Origin of the sequence: Stenotrophomonas sp. MYb57 (genome assembly GCF_002966815.1) — a bacterium.
Classification (GTDB): domain Bacteria; phylum Pseudomonadota; class Gammaproteobacteria; order Xanthomonadales; family Xanthomonadaceae; genus Stenotrophomonas; species Stenotrophomonas indicatrix.
In genome coordinates this window covers 4,487,110-4,509,517 of the sequence record NZ_CP023271.1, presented here as the reverse complement: position 1 = coordinate 4,509,517, position 22,408 = coordinate 4,487,110, and the positions used below count along the sequence as shown (strand labels likewise).

20 protein-coding genes and 1 pseudogene are annotated in these 22,408 nt (G+C 66.9%); 9 read left to right on the top strand and 12 right to left on the bottom strand.

Annotated elements, in window-relative coordinates:
• Positions 1-381 carry a YbjQ family protein gene (locus CLM74_RS20625; protein ID WP_105164854.1) on the bottom strand — a complete coding sequence of 127 codons (381 nt, stop codon included), beginning with the start codon at positions 379-381 and terminating at the stop codon, positions 1-3.
• 45 nt (positions 382-426) lie between these two features.
• Between CLM74_RS20625 and CLM74_RS20620 the strand changes: the two genes are divergently transcribed.
• Positions 427-1,128: an alpha/beta hydrolase gene (locus CLM74_RS20620; RefSeq protein ID WP_032976818.1), complete on the top strand. Its 702-nt coding sequence runs from the start codon at positions 427-429 to the stop codon at positions 1,126-1,128.
• Between the two features lie 124 nt (positions 1,129-1,252).
• Here CLM74_RS20620 and CLM74_RS20615 read toward each other — a convergent pair.
• Positions 1,253-1,867, bottom strand: a pseudogene (locus CLM74_RS20615) (YdcF family protein); the annotation flags it as partial.
• A gap of 387 nt (positions 1,868-2,254) precedes the next feature.
• On the opposite strand from CLM74_RS20615, the gene CLM74_RS20610 reads away from it, so the two are divergent.
• The gene (locus tag CLM74_RS20610; RefSeq protein WP_229655649.1) at positions 2,255-2,581 is read left to right on the top strand and encodes a hypothetical protein; all 327 of its coding nucleotides are present in this window, start codon (positions 2,255-2,257) and stop codon (positions 2,579-2,581) included.
• Between the two features lies 1 nt (position 2,582).
• On the top strand, positions 2,583-4,337 hold the full coding sequence (locus CLM74_RS20605) for an ATP-binding protein (RefSeq protein ID WP_059065574.1): 1,755 nt from the start codon (positions 2,583-2,585) through the stop codon (positions 4,335-4,337).
• A gap of 155 nt (positions 4,338-4,492) precedes the next feature.
• Here the strand turns inward: CLM74_RS20605 and dkgB are convergent, their stop codons facing one another.
• Both dkgB and CLM74_RS20595 read right to left on the bottom strand, forming a co-directional pair.
• On the bottom strand, positions 4,493-5,302 hold the full coding sequence (gene dkgB, locus CLM74_RS20600) for a 2,5-didehydrogluconate reductase DkgB (protein ID WP_100437066.1): 810 nt from the start codon (positions 5,300-5,302) through the stop codon (positions 4,493-4,495).
• Positions 5,303-5,387: 85 nt separating this feature from the next.
• Entirely contained in the window at positions 5,388-6,602 is a 1,215-nt protein-coding gene (locus CLM74_RS20595) for an MFS transporter (RefSeq protein WP_105164853.1), read from the bottom strand.
• Between the two features lie 105 nt (positions 6,603-6,707).
• Here CLM74_RS20595 and CLM74_RS20590 point away from each other — a divergent pair, with 105 nt between their 5' ends.
• Positions 6,708-7,610 (top strand): LysR family transcriptional regulator, encoded by a 903-nt coding sequence (locus CLM74_RS20590; protein WP_025877600.1) that lies wholly within the window; start codon positions 6,708-6,710, stop codon positions 7,608-7,610.
• Between the two features lie 102 nt (positions 7,611-7,712).
• On the opposite strand, the gene CLM74_RS20585 is transcribed toward CLM74_RS20590, so the two are convergent.
• The gene (locus CLM74_RS20585) at positions 7,713-9,833 is read right to left on the bottom strand and encodes a methyl-accepting chemotaxis protein (protein WP_105164852.1); all 2,121 of its coding nucleotides are present in this window, start codon (positions 9,831-9,833) and stop codon (positions 7,713-7,715) included.
• Positions 9,834-10,016: 183 nt separating this feature from the next.
• Between CLM74_RS20585 and CLM74_RS20580 the strand changes: the two genes are divergently transcribed.
• Positions 10,017-10,472 carry an Rrf2 family transcriptional regulator gene (locus tag CLM74_RS20580; protein ID WP_105164851.1) on the top strand — a complete coding sequence of 152 codons (456 nt, stop codon included), beginning with the start codon at positions 10,017-10,019 and terminating at the stop codon, positions 10,470-10,472.
• The gene (locus CLM74_RS20575; protein ID WP_105164850.1) at positions 10,462-11,367 is read left to right on the top strand and encodes an NAD(P)/FAD-dependent oxidoreductase; all 906 of its coding nucleotides are present in this window, start codon (positions 10,462-10,464) and stop codon (positions 11,365-11,367) included. Before CLM74_RS20580 ends, CLM74_RS20575 begins: the two co-directional genes overlap by 11 nt.
• A 66-nt stretch (positions 11,368-11,433) precedes the next feature.
• Here the strand turns inward: CLM74_RS20575 and CLM74_RS20570 are convergent, their stop codons facing one another.
• A complete protein-coding gene (locus tag CLM74_RS20570; RefSeq protein ID WP_105164849.1) occupies positions 11,434-12,390 on the bottom strand; it encodes an aldo/keto reductase in 957 nt (318 codons plus the stop codon).
• 169 nt (positions 12,391-12,559) lie between these two features.
• Here CLM74_RS20570 and CLM74_RS20565 point away from each other — a divergent pair, with 169 nt between their 5' ends.
• Positions 12,560-13,417, top strand: coding sequence for a class I SAM-dependent methyltransferase (locus CLM74_RS20565; protein ID WP_025877590.1), 858 nt, complete (start codon positions 12,560-12,562; stop codon positions 13,415-13,417).
• A gap of 80 nt (positions 13,418-13,497) precedes the next feature.
• A complete protein-coding gene (locus tag CLM74_RS20560; protein WP_025877589.1) occupies positions 13,498-14,037 on the top strand; it encodes a pseudouridine synthase in 540 nt (179 codons plus the stop codon).
• A gap of 90 nt (positions 14,038-14,127) precedes the next feature.
• Here CLM74_RS20560 and CLM74_RS20555 read toward each other — a convergent pair whose 3' ends face one another.
• Complete coding sequence (locus CLM74_RS20555; protein ID WP_025877588.1) at positions 14,128-14,517, bottom strand: hypothetical protein; 390 nt, start codon at positions 14,515-14,517, stop codon at positions 14,128-14,130.
• A 128-nt stretch (positions 14,518-14,645) separates the two neighbouring features.
• Positions 14,646-17,153: an ATP-dependent helicase HrpB gene (gene hrpB, locus CLM74_RS20550; protein WP_105165063.1), complete on the bottom strand. Its 2,508-nt coding sequence runs from the start codon at positions 17,151-17,153 to the stop codon at positions 14,646-14,648.
• 68 nt (positions 17,154-17,221) lie between these two features.
• Here hrpB and CLM74_RS20545 point away from each other — a divergent pair, with 68 nt between their 5' ends.
• The gene (locus CLM74_RS20545) at positions 17,222-18,019 is read left to right on the top strand and encodes a TatD family hydrolase (RefSeq protein ID WP_025877584.1); all 798 of its coding nucleotides are present in this window, start codon (positions 17,222-17,224) and stop codon (positions 18,017-18,019) included.
• 71 nt (positions 18,020-18,090) lie between these two features.
• On the opposite strand, the gene CLM74_RS20540 is transcribed toward CLM74_RS20545, so the two are convergent.
• The 4 genes from CLM74_RS20540 to CLM74_RS20520 form a co-directional block, all read right to left on the bottom strand.
• Entirely contained in the window at positions 18,091-19,014 is a 924-nt protein-coding gene (locus tag CLM74_RS20540) for an NAD-dependent epimerase/dehydratase family protein (protein ID WP_105164848.1), read from the bottom strand.
• Between the two features lie 4 nt (positions 19,015-19,018).
• The gene (gene panE, locus CLM74_RS20535) at positions 19,019-19,957 is read right to left on the bottom strand and encodes a 2-dehydropantoate 2-reductase (protein ID WP_025877580.1); all 939 of its coding nucleotides are present in this window, start codon (positions 19,955-19,957) and stop codon (positions 19,019-19,021) included.
• Positions 19,958-20,638: 681 nt separating this feature from the next.
• Positions 20,639-21,439 carry an ABC transporter permease gene (locus tag CLM74_RS20525; RefSeq protein WP_088101854.1) on the bottom strand — a complete coding sequence of 267 codons (801 nt, stop codon included), beginning with the start codon at positions 21,437-21,439 and terminating at the stop codon, positions 20,639-20,641.
• The gene (locus tag CLM74_RS20520) at positions 21,436-22,404 is read right to left on the bottom strand and encodes an ABC transporter ATP-binding protein (RefSeq protein ID WP_051501690.1); all 969 of its coding nucleotides are present in this window, start codon (positions 22,402-22,404) and stop codon (positions 21,436-21,438) included. Before CLM74_RS20520 ends, CLM74_RS20525 begins: the two co-directional genes overlap by 4 nt.
• Positions 22,405-22,408 lie beyond the last annotated feature (4 nt).

Genomic DNA, 22,408 nt, shown 5'->3' with positions numbered 1-22,408 from the left:
TCAACGCAGCGGCTCGACCACCACCGCCGTGCCATAGCACAGCACTTCGGTCAGGCCGGTCATCACATCGGTGGCGTCGTAGCGCATGCCGATGACCGCGTTGGCACCCAGCTGCCGCGCATGCTTGACCATGTCACGATAGGTTTCCTCGCGCGCCTGCTCGCACAGCTCGGTGTAGATGGTGATGTTGCCGCCGAAGATCGTCTGGATGCCGCCAAGGAAGTTGCCCACGATCGAGCGCGAGCGCACGGTGATGCCGCGTACCACGCCCAGGTTGCGCGCGATGCGGTAGCCGGGCAGCTCGAAGGCGGTGGTCACCATCGAATCCTCGAAGCGCGCTGCGGAGATGGTCGGGGTAGCGCTGTTGTAGGGGTCGGCCATGGGTGTCTGGTCGTGTTGTGGGTTTGAAGACGCCACAATACCCGCATGACCGACCGCATTCCCCTGCTGCTGCTCCCGGGCCTGCTCAACGACGCCGAACTCTGGCGCGCCCAGCTGGCCGACCTGGCCGATATCGCCGACTGCACCGTGGGCGACCAGACCCGCGGCGAGACCCTGCAGGCCGTTGCCGAGGAGGTACTGGCGCAGGCGCCGGAACGGTTTGCGCTGGCCGGTTTCTCACTGGGCGGCTTCGTCGCCCAGCAGATCCTGCGCACCGCGCCGGAGCGTGTGCTGCAGCTGGCCCTGATCGACACCTCGATTCATGCCGACTCCCCGGAACGTGCCGAACAGCGCCGCAGCCAGCGCGCCAGCGTGCGCCTGCCCGGTAAATTCCACGGCTTTGGTGACGCGCTGATGCGCAGCTATATCGACGCCTCGCGGCTGGACGACTACGTGCTGGTGCAGCGCGTGCGTGACATGACCGCACGGCTGGGTGCGGAGGTGTTCCTGCGCCAGAGCGCGCTGGAGCGCAGTGATGGCCACGATGTGCTGGCCGGCTACCGCGATCCGCTGCTGATCGTCTGTGGTGCGAACGACCGCATCACGCCGTTGGCGGTGAGCGAGGAGATGCACGCGCTGGTGCCGCATTCGCAGCTGGTGGTGGTGCCCGATTGTGGGCACCTGGCGCCGATGGAGAAACCGGACGAGGTGAGTGCGGCAATGCGCGGATGGTTGTTGCAGGTGTGACACTGTCCTGCCTGATGGATTCCTCGTTCCACCCCATGCCGTTGTAAACGCGGTAGCGCAGCACGCCGATGTATTCGTGCACCATCACTTCGATCAGCAGCAGGTTGTATGCGGAGGGAAGCCATCCTGCTGCGGCGCGGAGGCGATCACTGGGCAGGCCCTCGGCCACGACACCGAAGTGCCGGAAGTAGATCAGGCTGCGCTTGAGATGCAGGCCTGAAGTCACCAGCACCACCCGGAGACTGTCGTGCTGGATGATTCGGCTGCTGTTCCTGGCGTTCTGCCAGGTGTTCACGCTGGCCTGCTCGCGGACAATGTGGCCCGCAGGCACGCCCAGCGCAATCAGTTCACGCGCGTAGACGTCGGCTTCCGTGGCGTTGTCCGGCGTCGTGGCACCTCCACTGACCAGCACCGCGCAGGTTTCGCCGTTGCGCTCGCAGGCGAGGTAGCGTTGCGCTGCGGCCATCAACCGGCTATTGCCAGCCAGGCTTGGCCTAGAGCTGTGAGCATCCTGATCGATGCCAGCGCCCAGCACGACAATGGCCGTGCGTGGATGCGGCGCCGGTGCAATGCTTGAAGGTGCGTCCTGTGCCAGGTCCAGCAGCCATTGCGTGATGGGCGGGCTCGCGCTGGCCAGGATCGCCAGCGGCGCCAAGGCCAGCGCGGCGGCGCTGCGTACGTGTTGCTTTCGGACAAGAACAGCGCACAAAAGCAGCAGGAAAAGTGTCAAGGCCAGCATGACGAACCTCAGGACAATTTGAATGGATTCCGATGGCGTTGCGCGATGGGCGCTTCCATGCTGGATGCCATGGATCTGAAGCGAATGTCACTCCCGGTCAGATGTGCTGCCATCGTGGGCGCCATCCTGCTCGCGGTTGCTGTCGGGCTTCTTCTCGGTAGCACGTTTCCGCAGCTGTTCCTGCAGATCCATCAACGGATGCAGTAGTTCGTATGTCTCGCACGCTGTCGCTTCAGGCCTCTGGTCGAGCGTTGCGGAACGCGGATAAGCATCTCTCCAGGTGTTGAATGCGACAGGCGGAGGAACGCAATGCGGCGCTTGAACACAACGCAAGGGGCACAGTCGCGGCAGTACCCTGCAGACGGTCCTGAGCTCGGCGAGCGATCTATGCTCAGCCTGATTGCAGTGGCTGCGCCAGACCAGCTCTCATCATTCACCGCCGCCCTGGACGAGGCGATCTCGCGTTGGGTGAACGCTGCGGAGAATGAATCCTCTGGTTGTCTGGAACAGGAACTCTCGCGCGTGCATGCATTGAAAAGCGTAACTTCGGCGCTGGGCAGCCGCAGGATCGCCGATGCCTGCGAAGGCCTGGCTGACGCTCTCCGCTCCGGTGAAGTCATCGGCACCGTGCGTCTGCGCGGCTGCGCACTGGCGATCTCGGCACAGCGCCTGCTGCGGCGCACGACGGGTCAATCACTGACCAGGGGACGCTGACATGCATGGTCCGCACACGTCTTTGCACACCTCGTCCCCAGCAGCGCTGCTGCATGCCGCGCGTGCGTTGGAGATGCACCGCCTGGCTATGTTGCTGTCGTGCCTGCAGGAGCCGCGCGCCAGCGGGTTCCGGGTGCTGTTGCAGGCGCTTGCGGTGCTGTGGTGCTGGCTCTGGCTGGATGGCCCGCAGCGGGTTCTGGCCGATGAGGCCGCGCGCGTGTTGCCGGTCGCCATCGTACTTCTGGCAGTGTCTGTGGCTTGGGCTCTCTTTATAAATCTCTGCTCGCAGCGTCGCCGTACGTGGTACGACGCGGCGGGTCTTCTGCTCAGTCTGGTCATGGTGGCCATCCAGGTGCACTCGGCCTTCATCCTGTTGATGGCGCTCAATGCAATCCTGCCGTTCCTCGTCATTGCTGCGACGGTGGCTTACGGACGCAAGGCCATGGCGCCGGCAATCGCGGTAACGGCGTTGGCTTTGCTGTGGGCAGCACCCGAAGGCTACTGGTTTTCGCGGCCCGCCTATCTGGCCTATGCGCTGGCACTGACCATCCTGTTGCCGCTGGTCGTGGCGTCACTGGTGGCTGCAATGCGCGAAATCGCGTTGCGTGCCATTGCATCGCGCGAGGCGCAGGGGCGATTCGTCGGCACAATGAGCCATGAGCTTCGCACACCGCTCAATGCGATCATCAGCGGTATCCAGCTTCTGGAAGTCGATACGGCAAGTGCTGCCCAGCGACATGCACTGGCCACGGTTGCCAGGCAGGCACAGGCGCTCAGGCATCGCATCGATGATGTCCTCGACGTTGCCAGCATTGATGGTGGCAAGCTGCAGCTGCGGCCACATCCTTGTTCGCTGTTTTCCATCATCGAGGCGGCGCAGGCCAGCTGTATGCCTGCGGCTGCCGACAAAGGCGTGGTTCTGCAGGTGGACGCAGGGAGGCCGGACGTATGGATGCTGGCAGATGGCGGTCGCATCGAACAGGTGGTGACCAATCTTCTCTGCAATGCCATCAAGTTCAGCCCCATGGCGGGAGAGGCGAAGGTCTCGGTTGGCGCCGTTCGATCGGCAGAGGACTGGCTGGTGCGGATCTCGGTCTGCGACTCCGGGACGGGCATCGATGATGCGCAGAGAGAGATGATTTTCTCGCCCTTCGTGCAGGTCAGCCAGGGCGAAGCGCGCTGCGAGCAGGGGGTCGGGCTCGGGCTGTACATCGTTCGGCTGATCTCTGATGCCATGGGCGGAACGATCAACGTAGGCCGCAGCGACGCCGGGGGCGCCTCATTCGTGTGGTCCTTCACTGTGGCCGCGGCCGATGAGGCTGATCCGCTTCCTTCCCTGGAACAGCTCTTCCAGTCGCACGCGGCGTTGGTTCGTCCGCTGCACTGCCTGCTGTTCGAGGACGTGGAGACCAACCGCGACGTGGTGCGGCACCTGCTGCAGTGTGCCGGCCATCGCCTCAGCTGCCGCCATGATGGTCACGATGCGCAGGCCATCATCAAGGCACTGGCGCCCGACGTCGTTCTGCTTGATCTGCATATGCCTGGCTGCAGCGGATGGGATGTACTGGAGGTACTGGTCAGGGACCCTGAGTCGCCCCCCGTTCTGGTGATGAGCGCAGATACCCGGGTACAGGTGATCGAGAGGGCGCGTGCGCTGGGTGCGGCCGGCTTTCTGTGCAAGCCACTGGACATCCAGGAGGTCCTGGATAGGTTGCGCGATGTTGCGGGACGCGGTGGTTCCGGTGCAACGGTGTAGGGCCACGCGTGCGCAAGGCCCTACCCGTTCCGACCCCGGTGCGGTGGCTCTGGCAGGTGCCGACCTTGGTCGGCACGTTGTTTCATCGGTCGACCAGAGGTCAGCGCCGACCAAGGTCGGCGTCTACCACAGCAGGCGTCCGTCCCCGGGGGGGATCAATCCCAGGCCGGTGCGATGCCTTCCGGATTGGCCAGGCGGTGGCCACGGTCCAGCTTGGCGATCTGCGCCATGTCGTCCTCGGTCAGGCGAATCGCTGCCGCTTCCAGGTTGCTGGCCAGGTTCTCGCGCTTGGTCGACGACGGAATGACCGCGTAGTCCTGCTGCAGCGCCCATGCCAGCGCGATCTGTGCCGGGCTGGCCTGATGACGGCCGGCGATGGCCTGGATCACTGGGTCCTTGATCACCTCGCCGTAGGCCAGGCTCATGTAGGCAGTGACGCGGATCCCGTTGTCCTGCAGGAACTTCACCAGCAGGCGGTTCTGCAGGTAGGGGTGGATCTCGATCTGGTTGGTGGCGATGGCATCGGCGCCGAGGATCTCGATCGCCTTGCGGGTCTGGGCGATGGTGAAGTTGGAGATACCGATCTCCCGGGTCAGCCCCTGTGCCTTGGCGTCGGCCAGGGCAGGCAGGTATTCCTCCATCGGCGTATCGACCTTGTCGTTCGGTGACGGCCAGTGGATCAATGCCAGGTCGACGTGGTCGGTGCGCAGCTTTTCCAGGCTGGTGCGCAGACTGGCCAGCAGCGCATCGCGCTTGAACTCGGTGATCCACACCTTGGTGGTCAGGTAGATCTCGTCACGCGGTACGCCGGACTCGGCGATGGCCTGGCCGACCTCGGCTTCGTTGCCGTAGATCTGCGCGGTGTCGATGGCGCGGTAGCCGACGTCCAGCGCGTTGCGCACCGAGTCGATCACGGTCTGGTCTTTCAGGCGGAACGTGCCGAGGCCGAAAGCGGGGACAGTCATGGGGAACTCCAAAGCGGGGGAAGGAGGTGATCGCAAAGGGTAGGGCAGGGGCCGTGTGCATGCCGGCAACGGTGCATTGCATGCATCAGTGCGCGCTCACCGCAATGCCTTCGGCGCGATCGTCGATACCGTCGCGACGGTCCAGGCGGCCGCTGAGTGCCGTCAGTGCGAACGCACCGACCACCACCAGCGCACCCAGCCACGGCGTATGCATCAGGCCGATGTGCTCGACCACCAGGCCGCCCAGCGACGCACCCAGCGCGATGCCGATGTTGAAGGCGGCGATGTTCAGGCCCGAGGCCACATCGGTCGCCTGCGGTGCGTAGCGCTGGGCTTGCTTGACCACATATACCTGCAGGCCGGGCACGTTGCCGAACGCCACCGCGCCCAGTGCCAGCACGGTCAGCAGCATCAGCCAGGTGTTGTGGGCGGTGAAGGTCATGACCAGCAGCACGATGGCCAGCAGCGCGAAGATGCGCTTCAGCGCGGGAATCGGGCCCATGCGGTCGGCCATGCGGCCGCCCCACAGGTTGCCGATCGCCACCGACACGCCATACACCAGCAGCACCAGGCTGACCGCGTTGGCCGAGAAGCCGGTGACGTCCTGCAGGATCGGCGCCAGGTAGGTGAAGGACAGGAAGGTGCCGCCGTAGCCAAGCGCGGTGATGGCATACACCATCAGCAGGCGCGGCTGCGCAAGCACGCCCAGCTGCTGGCGGAAGGTGGCCGGCGCGCTCTGTGCCAGGCCGCGCGGCACGAACAGCAGGCTGCCCAGCAGCGCGATCACGCCCAGGCCGGCCACGGCCAGGAACGTGGCGCGCCAGCCCAGGTGCTGGCCGACGAAGGTGCCCAGCGGCACGCCGGTCACCAGCGCCACGGTCAGGCCGGTGAACATGATGGCGATCGCGCTGGCGGCCTTCTCTTTCGGCACCACGGCGGTGGCGATGATCGAGCCGATGGAGAAGAACACGCCGTGGGCCAGGCCGGTGAGGATGCGGGCGACGATCAGCGAGGTGTAGCCCGGTGCCATCCATGCGATGACGTTGCCGAGGGTGAACAGCACCATCAGCGCCACCAGCAGGGTCTTGCGCGGCACGCGGCCGGTGAGCGCGGTCAACACCGGCGCGCCGACGGCCACGCCCAGGGCATACAGGGAGACCAGCAGGCCGGCCGAGGGCAGGCTGACCTGCAGGTCGGCGGCGATGGTCGGGATCAGGCCGACGATGACGAATTCGGTGGTGCCGATGGCAAAGGCACCGAGGGTCAGCGCCAGCAGGGCGAGCGGAATGCCACGGATCATGACAGTGTCCAGAGGGAAGGAAGGCGCGCAGTGTGCGCGGCCGACCTTTGCCGAAAAACCGGTCTTCACGCCAATCACTCTTGCCGCGTGGTCAATAATGGCGCCATGAAAACCACCCTCGACGAAATGCAGGCCTTCCTGGCGGTGATCGACAGCGGTTCGATCAGCGCGGCTGCCGAGCAGCTGGGGCAGACACCTTCGGGCGTGAGCCGCGCGCTGGGCCGTCTGGAGGACAAGCTGGGCACGACCCTGCTGACCCGCACCACCCGCCGCCTGCACCTGACCGCCGAGGGCGAGGCCTACCTGCGCCATGCGCGGGCGATCATCGATGCGGTGGAATCGGCCGAGGAACAGATGGCGGCGCGGCGCGAGCGTCCGGCTGGCCGGCTGCGGGTGGATGCAGCGATGCCGTTCGTGCTGCACGTGATCGCGCCGCTGGTCGCTGGTTACCGCGCGCGCTATCCGGACGTGCAGCTGGAGTTGAACAGTTCCGAGCGCTACATCGACCTGCTGGAACGGCGCACCGATCTGGCGATCCGTATCGGCCCGCTGGCCGATTCCACCCTGCATGCGCGGCCGCTGGGGCGCTGCCGGCTGCAGGTGCTGGCCAGCCCGGCCTATCTGGCCACGCACGGCGAGCCGGCCAGCGTGGTGGCATTGGGTCAGCACACGCTGCTGGGGTTCAACGAGCCGGAGTCATTGAACCGTTGGCCGCTGCCGGGCGATGCCGAGGGGCAGCTGCTGGTGCGCCCGGACATCGCGGTGTCCAGCGGCGAGACCCTGCGCACGCTGGCGGTGGAGGGCGTGGGCATCACCTGCCTGTCCGACTTCGTGACCGAACGCGACCGCGCGGCCGGCACCCTGGTGCCGGTGCTGGCTGCGCAGACGCTGGATGTGTACCAGCCGATCCATGCGGTGTACTACCGCAACACGGCCGTATCGGCACGGATCAGCTCGTTCCTGGATTACCTGGGCGAGGCGATGGCCGCATCGGATTACCTGCGCTGATGGAGTGTCCGGGTTGCCGGCCAGCGGCCGGCACTACCGGGAATCGCACGCATGGTAGTGCCGGCCGCTGGCCGGCAACCCCCACACTGCCCGGTGGATCCGTCAGGCCGCGCGCGCCAGCGCACCCTTGCTCGCCGTCGCGGTTCCCAGATCAAACACATCCACCGCTTCGATCAGGCGATCCGCCTGCTGTTCCAGGCTGCGTGCCGCGGCGCTGGCTTCTTCCACCAGCGCGGCATTCTGCTGGGTGGTGCCATCCATCTGGATGATGGTCTGGCTGACCTGCTCGATGCCGGCCGACTGCTCCTGCGACGCAGCGGAGATCTCGGCCATGATGTCGGTCACGCGCTGCACCGACGCGACGATCTCGGCCATGGTGTCGCCGGCCTGTCGCACGCGCTGCGCACCGTGGCCAACCTGTTCCACCGACGCCTCGATCAGCGATTTGATTTCCTTGGCCGCCGCCGCCGACCGCTGTGCCAGCGTACGCACTTCACTGGCGACCACTGCGAACCCGCGGCCCTGCTCGCCGGCACGCGCCGCTTCCACCGCGGCATTCAGCGCCAGGATGTTGGTCTGGAACGCGATGCCGTCGATGACGCTGATGATGTCGGCGATCTGCCGCGACGAGCCTTCGATCGCATCCATCGTCGCCACGACCTGGCCGACCACTTCACCGCCGTGCGAGGCCACGCTGTGCGCACCGATCGCCAGCTGGTTGGCCTGCCGCGCATGCTCGGCGTTCTGGCGCACGGTGGAGGTCAGTTCCTCCATCGACGCGGCGGTTTCTTCCAGGTTCGCCGCCTGCTGTTCGGTGCGGCGCGACAGGTCGTTGTTGCCGGCGGAAATTTCCGCAGCGGCGGTGTGGATGCTGCCGGAGGCGTGCTTGATGTCGCTGACGATGGTCGCCAGCTGTGCAGCGGTGGCGTTGGCATCCCCCGCAATGCGGGCGAACACGCCCTGGAAGTCGCCGTCCATACGCGCACCCAGGCGACCCTCGGCAATGGCACGCAGCATGGCCGAGACCTCCCCCAGGTTCTGTTCGGTGGTCTGCATCAAGCGGTTCAGGCCATCGACCATCGCGCGGAAATCATGCTCGAAGCGCGCACTGTCGCCGCGCTGGCTGAAGTCGCCCGCCGCCGCAGCTTCGGCCAGGCGGCGGATCTCGCCGTTGATCGCGCCCAGGTTGGATTTGACCGCATCCAGCGCCTGGGTGATCACGGCCTTCTCGCCGGGCAGGCGCTCCATGTCCAGGCTGAGATCGCCCACTGCATAGCGGCCCATGATCGTGATCGCACGCATCTTCACCTGGATGTGCGCATCGACCAGGGTGTTGGTGTCGGCCACCATCGTGCCGTAGGCGCCGGGGAAGGCGCTGCTGTCCATGCGGTGGCTGATCGTGCCGGCGTCGTGTGCCCTGGCCATCGCGGTCTGCGCATCAAGCACGCCACGCAGGGTGCTCTGCACGGCCTGCATCGCCTGTGCCAGGCGACCGATCTCGTCGCGGCTGCGCACCTGCACCACGTGGTCGAGGTCACCGGCGGCAACCGCACGCGCGGCCGCTTCCACCGCCAGCACCGGCTGCACCACGGCGCGCCGCAGCCACCAGCCAAGGGCGATCAGCAGCAGCACGGCGGCGCCGATGGTCAGCGCGGCGCACACCACCAGCACCTGTCGGGAATCCTGCGAAAGCGCGGTCACTGCAGCCTCGGCTACCTCGGTGGCACGCACGCTCAGGGCATCCAGCGCACTGGCCACCGGACGGTCCTTGCCGCGCACCAGGGAATCGCCAACCGCCGGGTCGTAGTTGGCGTCAGCGAAGGCCTGCAGTGCGGCGTGGTAGTCCTGCTGCAACTGTGCGTGCAGGCCGGAAAACGCCTGCGCGAGTTCGCGCGTGCGCGCATCGGGGCTGGCGGCCAGGCCCGTGGCCAGTTCGGCAACGACGCGGCCTTCGTTGTCGAAGGCCTGCAGGTGATGCTGGCGCAGCGCGTCATCGTGGCCGCGCAGCAGCACGTTCTTCCACTCCTGTACCTGTCCGCGGAATTCGCGTTGCAGGCGCTCGGCGTCACGGCTGTGGGCAACCTCCGGCGGTACGTCGGTGGACAGCTTCAACCAGGCCGACGCCAGGCCCGCCAGGGCGCATACCAGGACAACAGCCAGACCAACAGAAACGGCACCGAGCAGCTTCGACTGCAGCCGCGGCGCATGGGAAGAGGCTTTCATGGGACGAGATCTCGGAAGGGGTGCGATGCGGTATCGACCGTCCTTTAGCGCTCTGAAGTGCGATGCGTGTCACATTCCCGTTCTGTTTAGTGATGTGAAGAATGTGTTTCATTGGACAAATGTGTCCATATGGAACGAAAGAAGACCCTCGACAGGTGGTTTAAATGTAACTATTGTTGTTACATGAAATCCGCAGACCCGCTTTCCGACGCCCTGCACGTGATGGCCCATCTGGTCGGCCAGCACGGGCCGCGAACCTCCGAACAGCTGGCGACCTGCCTGCCGACCCATCCAGTGGTGATCCGCCGCCTGCTGGCGCAGATGCACAAGGCCGGCCTGGTACGCAGCACGCGCGGCCACGGTGGCGGCAGCCAGCTCGCCCGCGATGCGGCGACGATCTCCCTGCACGACGTCTACCAGGCCATCGGCGCGCCGCCGATGGTCCAGGTCGGTACCCGCGAAGGCAGGGGCGGCTGCCCGATCCAGCAGCTGGTCAACCAGGCCCTGCTGGAGAGTGCCCGCGAAGCGCAGCGCCTGCTCGAGCAGCGGCTGCAGGCAACCACCCTCGACCAGCTTGGCGCCGACTTCGCCCGCCATCTTGCCCATCACCGTTCCCTGGAAGGTCACCATGAATCCTGATGTCCTCATCGTCGGCGGCAGCTACGCCGGCATCGCCGCCGCACTGATCCTGGCGCGTGCGCGCCGGCCGGTCACAATCATCGATGCGGGTTCGCCGCGAAACCGTTTCGCCAGCCATTCGCACGGGGTGCTGGGCCTGGACGGCGTCAGTGGCGCCGAGTTGTTGAAGAACGCGCGCCAGCAACTGCTGGACTACCCGACCGTGCGTTGGCTGAATGCCGAAGCGGTGCAGGCCACGCTCCGCACCGAAGGTGTGGAGGTGCGTACCGCCGACGGCCAGGTACTGACCGCACGCAAGCTGCTGCTGGCCACCGGTATCGCCGACCAGCTGCCCGATCTGCCCGGCCTGGCCGAGCGCTGGGGCAGCACCGTGCTGCACTGCCCGTACTGCCATGGTTATGAAGTGGGTGGCGGTTCGATCGGCCTGCTCGGCGGCCATCCGATGTCGGCCGGCAAGGCGCCGCTGTTCGCCGACTGGGGCAACGTCACCTTCTTCAGCCAGGGCCTGCCGATCAGCGACGAGGAGCTGGCCGCCATGCAGCAACGCGGCGTGCAGGTGGAAACCACGCCGGTGGTAGGTGTGCACGGCGAGCAGCCGACGTGGCTGGAAGTGGAACTTGCCGACGGTCGCCGTGTCGCCCAGCGTGCGCTGTTCGTGCCGGCCATGCAGCAGATGGCCACGCCGCTGGTGCAGCAGCTGGGTTGCGCGCTGGTGGAGAGTCCGCTGGGCGTGCTGGCCGAGGTGGACATGATGAAACAGACCTCGGTGCCGAACGTGTACGCCGCCGGTGATGCGACCACGGTCGGCAACATCACCCTGGCCATGGCAGAAGGCGTGCGCGCGGGCATCGGCATGCACCATGCGCTGGTGGCCGAGGACAGCCTGCCGCGCTGAGGCAATGCATCCACGCATGGCGCGGATCCGTTGAAGGGTGCCGACGTTGGCCGGCACCCTCCGCCTTCAACCTTCCACGCTGGCCGCATCCAGCTGTGCCACGTCATGCACGCTCAACGCCACGTTCGCCGCCGCCAGCAGGTCGTGCAGCTGCTCCACGCTGGTGGCACTGACGATCGGTGCGGTGATCGACGGCCGTGCGATCTGCCATGCCAGCGCGATCTGCGCGGCAGTGGCGTTGTGCTTGCTGGCCACGTCATCCAGTGCCTGCAGAATGCGCAGGCCGCGCGGGTTCAGGTAACGCTTGACCACGGTGGCGCCGCGCGCGGAACTCTTGCCGGCATCGTCCGGCGTGCGGTACTTGCCACTGAGGAAGCCGCTGGCCAGTGCGTAGTAGTTGATCACGCCGATCTGCTCGCGCTGCACCAGCGGTTCCAGTTCCTTCTCGTAGCCGGCGCGGTCGTACAGGTTGTACTCCGGCTGCAGGGTTTCATAGCGCGGCAGCCCGTAGTCGGTGGAGACCTTCAAGGCATCGGCCAGACGCGTGGCGCTGTAGTTGGACGCGCCGATCGCGCGCACCTTGCCCGCCTCGATCAGGCGACCGAACGCGGCCAGGGTCGCTTCCAGCGGCGTGGATTCATCGTCCTCGTGAGCCTGGTACAGATCGATCACCTCGGTCTGCAGGCGACGCAGCGAATCCTCCACCGCCGCATTGATGTTGTCCGGGGTGAGGCCGGGGCGCTCGGCCCATTTGGCCACCTTGGTCGCCAGCACCACCTTGTCGCGCTTGCCGCTGCGCGCGAACCACTTGCCCAGCAGTGTCTCCGACTCGCCACCCTGGTTGCCCGGCACCCACGCCGAGTACACGTCGGCGGTGTCGACCAGGTTGAAGCCGGCATCGACGAAGGCATCCAGCAGGGCGAAGCTGGCCTTCTCATCGGCGCTCCAGCCGAACACGTTGCCACCGAAGGCGAGCGGAGCTACATGCAGGCCTGAACGGCCCAGTTCGCGGTTTGCCGTCATGGGCACGGACTCCTTGGGGGAAGTCCTTCAGGATAGAACGCGATGTGTGACCGCGCTGCGGCGCTGACCACAAAACTGTGTTCCGCACCGCGCACGCGGCTAACGTTTTGTGAACACCTGCGGCGCGGCGGCTGCTAGTCTCGCCGCATCTTCCGCTGGAGTCGCCCCGATGATTGCTGCCTCATCCCTGCGTGGTTGCCGCCTGCTGCTTGCTTCGGCCCTGCTGGTTGCCGTTCCCGCATTCGCCGCGCCGGCCACGGTCGCACCGGCAAAGATCCAGGTGTCGCCCGCGATCGATGCCGCGGTGAAGGCCTCGACCCGCGACCCCGCCAACGTCAAGCGCGACGGTTTCCGTCATCCTGCGCAGACCTTGGGCTTCTTTGGCGTCGCGCCGGAAAAGACCGTCATCGAGATCACCCCGGGCAATGGCTGGTACTCGGAGATCCTGGCGCCGCTGCTGCGCGACAAGGGTCATTACATTGCCGCGGTGGTCGATCCGCAGGCCGTGGCTGAAGGTCGTGGCCGCGACTACCAGCAGCGCAGCCGCGACAGCCTGGAAAAGAAGTACGCCGCCGCACCGGCACAGTTCGACAAAACCACCGTGGTTGCCTACGACCCGGCCAAGCCGGTGTTCGGTGCAGCCAACTCGGCGGACGTGGTGCTGACCTTCCGCAACGTGCACAACTGGCGCAAGGCCGGCCAGGCGCAGGGCATGTTCCAGGGCTTCTTCAACGTGCTCAAGCCGGGCGGCGTGCTCGGCGTGGTCGAGCACCGCGCCAAGGCCGACGTGGCCGACGCTGACGACACCGGTTATGTGGGCCAGCAGCAGGTGATCGCGATGGCCGAGGCCGCCGGTTTCAAGCTCGACGCGCGCACCGAGGTCAATGCCAACCCGCGCGATACCAAGGACCATCCGAATGGCGTGTGGACCCTGCCGCCGACCAACCAGCATGACAAGGCGGATGACGCCAAGTACCAGGCCATCGGTGAAAGCGATCGCATGACCCTGCGTTTCGTGAAGCCGTGACCCGGTAGCGCCGGGCCATGCCCGGCGAGCACGCGGCGTGGCATGGGACAATGCCCTGCCCGCCGCCTGCCGTCCCCGCGATGCTGATTGCCTTCAACAAGCCGTTCAACGTGCTCTGCCAGTTCACCGACCGCAGCGTGCCGCCGCGGCCGACATTGGCCGGCTTCGGTTTGCCGCCGCGCGTCTACGCTGCCGGCCGCCTCGACCATGACAGTGAAGGCCTGCTGCTGCTGACCGACAACGGTACGCTGGCGCATAAGTTGACCGACCCGAAGCACAAGGCGGACAAGCTCTACTGGGTGCAGGTGGAAGGCACGCCCAGCGATGGGCAGCTGCAGCAGCTGCGCGATGGCGTGGTGCTCAATGACGGGCCGACGCTGCCGGCGAAAATCGAGCGCCTCGATCCTGCGCCTGAACTGTGGCCGCGCGATCCGCCGGTGCGCTTCCGCAAGACGGTGCCCGACAGCTGGCTGGCGATCACGATCCGCGAGGGGCGTAACCGCCAGGTGCGGCGGATGACCGCTGCGGTGAACCTGCCGACGCTGCGGCTGGTACGCGCTGCAATGGGGCCATACCGGCTGGATGACCTGCAGCCCGGGCAGTGGCGGCAGATCGGCTGAAAAAAAGGCCGGAGGCCTTGCGGCGTCCGACCCTCGTGCAGCGTCATGGGGTCAGAGCCCTTCCTGCGGAAGGGATCCGACCCCGGTCAATCAGGCGTCGCTGCCGATATCGCTGTGCTCGTCGACCACGGTGTCGTTGCGGCGATCGCGCGCGTTGATGCGCTGGGCCTGGCCGTTGACCACATGGCCATTGGCGGCCTTCTTCTTCTGCTGCTTGCGGTACAGCGCATAGCCCAGCAGGCCTACGCCCACGGCAGCTGCCGCGATGGTCACCGCCGGATTGCGGCGGGCGAACTTGGTGGCGACCTTGCCGCCGGTCTTCACCGCGCCAAGGGCGGCACCGGTCTTGATCCAGTCGCTGGCCTGCGGGCCGAGGTGACGCAGGCTGCCGCCCGCGCTCTTAAGGCCATCGCCTGCGGTATGGGCCAGGTCGAGGGCGCGCTCCAGGGCGCGGTCGGTGATTACGGTCAGCTTGCTCATGCGGGGGTGTCCTTGCCTCGGGTCGAAGTCCAGTGTCGCCTGTTGCCCGTAAACGGTATGTCAGTCAGGCGGGCGCGTGGTGTGACTCTACCGCAGCCATTCAGGAACGGGCGGGGTGTCGGCGCGCATTACGTCCCGCGCGGCTTGGCCCGGTGGGTCGCCGTAGCCGTCCAAGGGTCGTCCGGCCACGGGTGGCGCGGGTAGCGGCCCTTCATCTCCTTCTTCACCTCGGCGTAGGTGTTCTCCCAGAAATTGCGCAGATCCTGGGTGACCTGCAACGGCCGGCCACCCGGCGACAGCAGGTGCAGGGTCAGCGGCACCCGGCCATCGGCGATGCGTGGCGTATCGGCCAGGCCGAACAACTCCTGCAGCTTCACCGCCAGCACCGGCGGCAGCGGCTCGCCGCTTTCGCCGTCCAGCGCGTAGCTGATCGGCCGCTCCAGCCCCGACGGCACGGTGATCCGGGTGGGCGCGTGGCGCTCGACCAGCTGCCGTTGCGACCATTCCAGTGGTGACTTCAGGGCTTCGCCGAAACTGGCCTCGTCCAGTGCATCCAGCCGTGTCCTGCCCGCGAACGCCGGCTGCAGCCACTGCGCAAGGTTGGCCAGCAATGCGGCATCACTGCAGTCGGGCAAGCCCAGCTCGGGCATCCAGCACCGCAGCGATTCCACCCGTGCCTGCCACTGGCGCAGACCGTCGGTCCATGGCAATGCCTGCAGGCCGAGCTCCGCAACGGCGTCGGTCAGTGCCTGCGCCGCCAGCTGCGGATCAACCCGGCCAGCCGAACGGCTGTCCATCACGATGCGGTCGAAGCGTGTTTCGCGCAGCGCGACCAAGGCGCGGCGGGTGTCATCCCAGCGCACCGCGTCTTCGGTCACGAAGCGCTCGGGCCAGTGCCTGCGCAGATAGCCTTCATCCACCGGTGCGGCGCGCAGCAGCAGCGCGTCGCGCGCCTCGAAGCGCAGTTCGCTGGCCACCAGCCACGGTTCGCCCCGCAGGTCGCTCAGTTCATGCAGGCGGGCGCTGCGGCCGTTGGCCAGCAGGTAACGCAGCGGGTCGTTCGGATGCTGGAAGGCAATGCGGTCGGGGAAGGCATGGGCCAGCAGGTCGGCCAGTTCGTGGGCCTCGATGCTGGCGGGCGGTGTAGCGTCACAACGCAGGCGACGGCGCCACTGTTTGGCAGCGGCATCGATGGCGGCCAGGCCACTGCGATTGGCATCGGCCGGCGCACGGCCGTTGCGGAAGGCCGCCAGTGCGCGCCAGCGTGCGGCCAGTGCATCACCGCCCTGGCGTAATGGGTCACGAGCTTCCAGCAATGCCGCTAGATCGGCGGCCAACGCCTGCGCGCGGGCATCAGCTGCGGCCAGCAGCATCGCGGCCATCCGCGGGTGGGTGCCCAGCGCCAGCACGCGACAGCCGAGTGCAGTGATCGCGCCGCTGCTCGACAACGCGCCCAGGCGCTGCAGCAGTTCGCGTGCGGCGGCCATCGGCCCGGTCGGTGGCGGGTCGAGGAAGCGCAGGTCGCTGCTGCCCCAGGCGGCCAGTTCCAGCGCAAGGCCGGCCAGTTCAACCTGGTCGATCTCGGCGCGACGCTGCGGTTCCAGCCGCTGCGACTGCGGCCACAGCCGCCAGGCCACGCCCTCGGCCACGCGCCCGGCACGGCCGGCACGCTGGTCGGCCGAGGCCTGCGCAATGGCGACCACGTCCAAGCGGGTGAATCCACTGTTGGGGTCGTAGCGGGGCTCGCGCGCCTGGCCGCTGTCGATCACCACGCGCACGCCGGGCAGGGTCACCGAGGATTCGGCGACGTTGGTGGCCAGCACCACGCGGCGGCGGCCGTCGCTCGCGGCCTGCAGCACGCGCGCCTGCTGTTCCACCGGCAGTTCACCGTGCAGGGCCAGTACGTCCACCGCAGCGCCAGCAAGGCTGTCCTGCAGGCCTGCCTGCACGCGTGCGATCTCACGTTGGCCGGGCAGGAACACCAGCAGGTCACCGGGGTGCTCGGCCAGCGCCTGCTGCACCGCGCGCCGCACCTGCAGTTCCAGCGCCTCGTCACGCCGGGCAGGGAAGTGGCTGATCGCCACCGGATAGCTGCGGCCTTCGCTGCTCAGTCGTGGTGCATCGAGGAAGCGCGCCAGGCGTTCGCCATCGAGCGTCGCCGACATCACCAGCAACCGCAGGTCATCGCGCAGCTGCGACTGCACGTCCAGCGCCAGCGCCAGGCCCAGGTCGCCACTGAGGTGGCGCTCGTGAAATTCGTCGAACAGGATCGCGCCCACGGTCTCCAGCATTGGATCGTCCTGCAGCATCCGGGTCAGGATGCCCTCGGTGACGACCTCGATGCGCGTGCGCGCCGATACCTTGTTCTCGAAGCGGATGCGGTAGCCGACGATGCCGCCGACCTCCTCACCGAGCTGGCGTGCCATGAACATCGCGGCACTGCGCGCGGCCACCCGGCGTGGTTCCAGCAGGATGATCCTGCGACCCTCCAGCCACGGCGCATCGAGCAGCGCCAACGGCACCTGGGTGGTCTTGCCCGCGCCAGACGGGGCTTCCAGCACCAGCCGCGGGTGCACGGCCAGGTGCTGCTGGATCTGCGGCAGCAGCGGAGAGATGGGGAATTGCGGGGCGTTCATCTGCAAAGGATAAGGGGCCATGGCGGGCACGGGTACAATGCGCGGGTTTTCCTGCCTCTGCTGCCCCCATGCATCTGATCGATATCGGCGCCAACCTGACCCACGACTCCTTCGACCGCGACCGCGACGCCGTGCTGGACCGCGCACGCCAGGCCGGTGTGGTGCAGATGATCATCACCGGTGCCAGCCGCGAGCATTCGCCGCTGGCCCTGCAGCTGGCGCAGCAGCACCCGGGCTTCCTGTACGCCACTGCCGGCGTGCACCCGCACCACGCGGTGGAGTACACCGACGAGTGCGATGCGGAGATGCGCGCACTGCACGCCCATGCCGAAGTGGTGGCGGTGGGAGAGTGCGGGCTGGACTATTTCCGCGATTTCTCTCCGCGCCCGGCGCAGCATCGCGCGTTCGAGCGCCAGCTGCAGCTGGCTGCAGACAACGGCAAGCCGCTGTTCCTGCACCAGCGCGACGCGCATGCCGATTTCATGGCGCAGATGAAGAATTTCGAAGGCCGCATCGGTCCGGCCGTGGTGCACTGCTTCACCGGCGAGCGCCAGGAGCTGTTCGATTATCTCGACCAGGACTGGTACATCGGCATCACCGGCTGGCTGTGCGACGAGCGCCGTGGCGGTCACCTGCGCGAGCTGGTGAAGAACATTCCGGCCAACCGGTTGATGATCGAGACCGACGCACCGTACCTGCTGCCGCGCACCTTGAAGCCGATGCCGAAGGACCGCCGCAACGAACCGGTGTTCCTGTCGCACATCGTGGAAGAGCTGGCGCGGGACCGTGGCGAGGATGTGCAGACCACGGCCGCAAACGCCACGGCTGCCACGCGTGCGTTCTTCCGGTTGCCGGACGCCGCCTGATCGGCAAACGGTAGTGCCGGCCGCTGGCCGGCAATCGAACCCTGCTGCCGGCCAGCGGCCGGCACCACCCGTCAGCCGGGAACGCCCGGATCCGGTAGCGCCGGGCCATGCCCGGCGAGCGAAGCGGCAAGATCCGTCAGCCCTTCCCGATACGTTGGAAACCGCGGCGTCCAGCCCAGCGCGTCGCGCGTGCTGCGGCTGTCGATGCGCTTGCTGCTCTGGTAGAAGCGCCGCAATGTCGCGCTGACTGATGGATCGTCCCAGGCCACCGCGGGCGGCAGGGTAAATCCCCCCAGCTGCGCGGCGAAGGCCAGTACATCCTGCGGTGGCGCCGGTTGGTCATCGCTCGGCAGATACAGTGCGTTGGCCATGGGGCGTTGCATCGCGGCGATCACCACCGCAGCCAGGTCGTCCACGTGCAGGCGATTGAACACCAGCCCTGGCCGCACCACGTGCCGCGCGCGGCCCTGCGCCAGCTGCAGCAGCGCGTTGCGCCCGGGTCCGTAGAGGCCCGGCAGGCGGAACATCGCCGAGGCGATACCGCGCGCATCCGCCAGCGCACGCCATTGCGTTTCGGCGAGGCGACGCTGCATGCCTGCCGGCCCGGTGGCATCGGCCACGCTGTGCTCATTGATCCAGCCACCGTCGCGGTCGCCGTAGACCGAGGTCGACGACAGGTAACCGAGCCAACGCAGTGAACTGCTGTCGCGCAACGCGGCATGCAGCAGGCGCAGCGCCGGGTCGCCCTCGGCATCGGGAGGGACGCTGCACAGCACCGCGTCGGCATGGGCAATCGCAGCGAGCAGGCTCGGGGCAAGCGCGGCGTCAGCACGTAGCTGATGACGCAGCAGGCCATCGTCAGGTGCCGACGCCGGATCGCGCACCGTGCCTTCCACGTGTACGCCCTGGGCCTGAAGGCGCGCGGCCAACACGCGGCCACTCCAGCCCATGCCGAGGATCAGTACGCGCTTCGGCAACGGGCCAGGCATGTTCATCGGATCACACCGAGCGCTGGGCCTGGTAGGCCTGCAGGCTGCTGTAGGCGACCTGCAGCAGCAACGCTTCCTGGCCCGCGGCGCGCGCACGCGCCAGCATGTCGCCGACGATCTGGGCCGCTTCCACCTGCTGGCCTGCCTCCAGGTCGCGCAGCATCGACGCCTTCAACGCCGAACCGGCCTGGGTCAGGGTGCCACGCGCGGTGTCCTGCGCCGCCTGCGGCACCGGCTCACCCGCTGCTTCGGCCACCGCCAGGCATTCGTCATAGAGCCCACGCACGATGGCGTCGCCGTCGTCGGTGGCCACGATCGTGCCGATGTCCGCACGCAGCAGGCAGGTGGCCGCCGCCAACGCGGTCAGGAAGGTGTACTTGATCCACTGTTCCTGGCCGATGTGCTCACTGGCCAGATGATCGAGATTGGCCTGCGCACACGCTGCTGCGAACGCCTGCACGCGCGCGGAGATCGCACCGCCATCGCGTTCGCCGAAGGTCAGCTTGGCCGGCTTGCCCAGGTGCAGCACGGCCCCATCAGGCGCCTTGGTCGCACTGATGAAGCACAGACCGCCGAGCACGGCGTCGCGACCGAAGCGCGCGTCGAGCGCGTTGTAGTGATGCAGGCCGTTGAGGATCGGCAACACGGTGGTACCCGCGCCCACCGCCGGGGCGATGGCATCGATCGAGCTGTCCAGATCGTAGGCCTTGCAGCTGAGGATCACCAGATCGAACGGCTTGTCCGCAGCCAGCGCAGGCAGGGCATCTGCGGTGACGTGCTGCACCGGGAACGTGGCATCGCCCACCGGGCTGCGCAGCACCAGGCCATCACGATCCAGCTGCGCGGCGCGCGCGGGGCGCACGAGGAAGGTCACGTCCACGCCAGCCTGGGCCAGGCGACCACCGAAGTAACCGCCGGTACCGCCGGCGCCGAGGATCAGGATACGCATTGCACGCTCACTGCAGTTGGGGGATTCACTGCAGCGATTGTGCCGGAGTTTGCGGCCAACGGCTGAGCCCCTCGTGGTGGTTTGAAGCGCAAGCTGTGTTTGGGTCGGGCGGGGTGGGCTCACGGGGGACGCCGCAAGTACGTCCGTGTAGGCTTGGCCGCGCCATCCATGGCGCGGACACCCCCGCGAGCCCACCCCGCCCGACCCCTGACGGTTTCCGTGTGCGTCCACCACGGAAAACAAAGAAGAAAAGCAACAGCGGGTCGCTTCGCTCGTTCCACGCGATCATCTTTCCGATGGATCCCCATCCATCAGTTCACAAACGAAAAGAGCCGAGCAGATGCTCGGCTCCATCGCGAATGCTTCATCCACGCATGGCGTGGATCTACTGTGTCGACCAGGGTCGACACCCACCAACAGCAGCACAGACGCCGTTCCGACAGCAGCGGAAAACTGTCGAAGGTGGGGTGGTGTCGGGTTGCGGGGTGTCCGCGCCATGGATGGCGCGGCCAAGCCTACAAGGACGTACTTGCGGCGTCCCCGCAACCCGACACCATCCCGCCATCCCACGGATATCTCGCTTTTGACGTTGACGTTGCTGTTGACGTTGCTGTTGCTGTTGCCGGCCAGCGGCCGGCACTACCACTGCGGGTGCAGGGCCGCAGGCCCTGCAGAACATCCTCAGCTGCGCATGCCCACGCCACGGCGCAACAACCACAGCGCCAGCGCCGTCAGCACCACCACGAAACCGATCATCAGCGCATACGCCACCACCACCGGCACGTCGCTGCTGCCCAGCAGGCCATAGCGGAACGCGTTGACCATGTAGAAGATCGGGTTCGCGTGCGTGGCCGCCTCCGCCCATGGCGGCAGCAGTTTCACCGAATAGAACACGCCGCCCAGGTAGGTCAGCGGAGTCAGGATGAAGGTCGGCACGATCGCCACGTCATCGAACTTCTTCGCATACACCGCGTTGATGAAGCCGGCCAGCGAGAAGATCGTCGCGCCCAGGATCACCGTGGTCAGCGTCACCAGCGGATGCGGGATGCGCACCGGAGTGAAGAACATCGCGATGATCAGCACGATCACGCCCACCATCAGGCCGCGCAGCACCGCACCGGCCACGTAGCCCCACAGGATCACCCAGTTCGGCATCGGGCTGACCAGCAGCTCTTCCACGTGGCGGCCGAACTTGGCGCCGAAGAACGAGGAGCTGATGTTGCCGTAGCTGTTCTGGATCACGCTCATCATCACCAGGCCCGGCACGATGAACTGCATGTAGGTGTAGCCGCCCATGTCGCCCACGCGCGAACCGATCAGGCCGCCGAAGATCAGGAAGTACAGGGTCATGGTGATCGCCGGCGGTACCAGGGTCTGGCCCCAGATGCGCATGATGCGGGCGACTTCGCGGCGCACGATGGTCATCAGTGCGATGCGGTTGCGCTGGCCGTCGGTCAGGACCGGGGTCGGGGTGCTGCTCATGCGGACGTCTCCTGGTTGCCGGTGAGGCGCACGAACAGTTCCTCCAGGCGGTTGCTCTTGGTACGCATCGAGCGCACGCGGATGCCCGCCGCGTTCAGTGCCTCGAACACGCGGTTGAGGTCCATCGCACGTGGCATGTCGATGTCCAGCGTATGGCCGTCGGTGGCGGTCAGGGTTGCCCCCTCGATCACCGGCAACTGGGCGGGCAGGGTGCCGTCGATGTCCAGCAGGAAGCCTTCCACGTCAAGCTTGGCCAGCAGTTCGCGCATCGGGCCCTGGGTGACGATCTGGCCGTGGTCGATGATGGCCAGGTTGCGGCAAAGGTGCTCGGCCTCTTCCAGGTAGTGGGTGGTGAGGATGATCGTGGTGCCGGCGGCGTTGATCTCCTTCAGCACCCGCCACATGTCGCGGCGGATCTCGATGTCCACGCCAGCGGTCGGTTCGTCCAGGATCAGCAGGCGCGGCCGGGTCATCATCGCGCGGGCGATCATCAGCCGGCGCTTCATGCCACCGGACAGGGTGCGGCTCATCACCTGCGCCTTCTCCCACAGGTGGGCGCGCTTGAGCTCGACTTCGGCCATCTGCTCGGCTTCGGCGCGCGGCACGCCGTAGAAGCCGGCGTAGTTCACCAGGATGTCGAAGGGCTTTTCAAACAGGTTGAAGTTGATCTCCTGCGGCACCAGCCCGATCAGGCGCATGGTGGCGCTGCGGTTGCGCACCAGGTCGCTGCCGAACACTTCCACCTGGCCCTCGCTGAGGTTGACCAGGGAACTGATGATGCCGATCAGGGTGGACTTGCCAGCACCGTTCGGGCCCAGCAGGGCGAAGAAGTCGCCCGGGGCCACTTCCAGCGAGACCCCTTTCAGGGCCTGGGTGCCGTTGTCATAGGTTTTACGCAGGTCGCGCACGCGCAGGGCGGGCGCCGTATCGTTCAGGGAAGCCAAGCTCGAAGCCTTCGCGCCCATGGGC

Coding starts and splice junctions, on each gene's coding strand:
- CLM74_RS20590 (WP_025877600.1), top strand. CDS start 6,708: ATGAAAACCACCCTCGACGAAATGCAGGCCTTCCTGGCGGTGATCGAC.
- CLM74_RS20520 (WP_051501690.1), bottom strand. CDS start 22,404: ATGGGCGCGAAGGCTTCGAGCTTGGCTTCCCTGAACGATACGGCGCCC.
- CLM74_RS20620 (WP_032976818.1), top strand. CDS start 427: ATGACCGACCGCATTCCCCTGCTGCTGCTCCCGGGCCTGCTCAACGAC.
- dkgB (WP_100437066.1), bottom strand. CDS start 5,302: ATGACTGTCCCCGCTTTCGGCCTCGGCACGTTCCGCCTGAAAGACCAG.
- CLM74_RS20570 (WP_105164849.1), bottom strand. CDS start 12,390: ATGACGGCAAACCGCGAACTGGGCCGTTCAGGCCTGCATGTAGCTCCG.
- CLM74_RS20545 (WP_025877584.1), top strand. CDS start 17,222: ATGCATCTGATCGATATCGGCGCCAACCTGACCCACGACTCCTTCGAC.
- CLM74_RS20605 (WP_059065574.1), top strand. CDS start 2,583: ATGCATGGTCCGCACACGTCTTTGCACACCTCGTCCCCAGCAGCGCTG.
- CLM74_RS20540 (WP_105164848.1), bottom strand. CDS start 19,014: ATGAACATGCCTGGCCCGTTGCCGAAGCGCGTACTGATCCTCGGCATG.
- CLM74_RS20525 (WP_088101854.1), bottom strand. CDS start 21,439: ATGAGCAGCACCCCGACCCCGGTCCTGACCGACGGCCAGCGCAACCGC.
- CLM74_RS20580 (WP_105164851.1), top strand. CDS start 10,017: ATGAAATCCGCAGACCCGCTTTCCGACGCCCTGCACGTGATGGCCCAT.
- CLM74_RS20625 (WP_105164854.1), bottom strand. CDS start 381: ATGGCCGACCCCTACAACAGCGCTACCCCGACCATCTCCGCAGCGCGC.
- CLM74_RS20555 (WP_025877588.1), bottom strand. CDS start 14,517: ATGAGCAAGCTGACCGTAATCACCGACCGCGCCCTGGAGCGCGCCCTC.
- CLM74_RS20560 (WP_025877589.1), top strand. CDS start 13,498: ATGCTGATTGCCTTCAACAAGCCGTTCAACGTGCTCTGCCAGTTCACC.
- CLM74_RS20575 (WP_105164850.1), top strand. CDS start 10,462: ATGAATCCTGATGTCCTCATCGTCGGCGGCAGCTACGCCGGCATCGCC.
- CLM74_RS20610 (WP_229655649.1), top strand. CDS start 2,255: ATGCTCAGCCTGATTGCAGTGGCTGCGCCAGACCAGCTCTCATCATTC.
- CLM74_RS20565 (WP_025877590.1), top strand. CDS start 12,560: ATGATTGCTGCCTCATCCCTGCGTGGTTGCCGCCTGCTGCTTGCTTCG.
- CLM74_RS20595 (WP_105164853.1), bottom strand. CDS start 6,602: ATGATCCGTGGCATTCCGCTCGCCCTGCTGGCGCTGACCCTCGGTGCC.
- hrpB (WP_105165063.1), bottom strand. CDS start 17,153: ATGAACGCCCCGCAATTCCCCATCTCTCCGCTGCTGCCGCAGATCCAG.
- CLM74_RS20585 (WP_105164852.1), bottom strand. CDS start 9,833: ATGAAAGCCTCTTCCCATGCGCCGCGGCTGCAGTCGAAGCTGCTCGGT.
- panE (WP_025877580.1), bottom strand. CDS start 19,957: ATGCGTATCCTGATCCTCGGCGCCGGCGGTACCGGCGGTTACTTCGGT.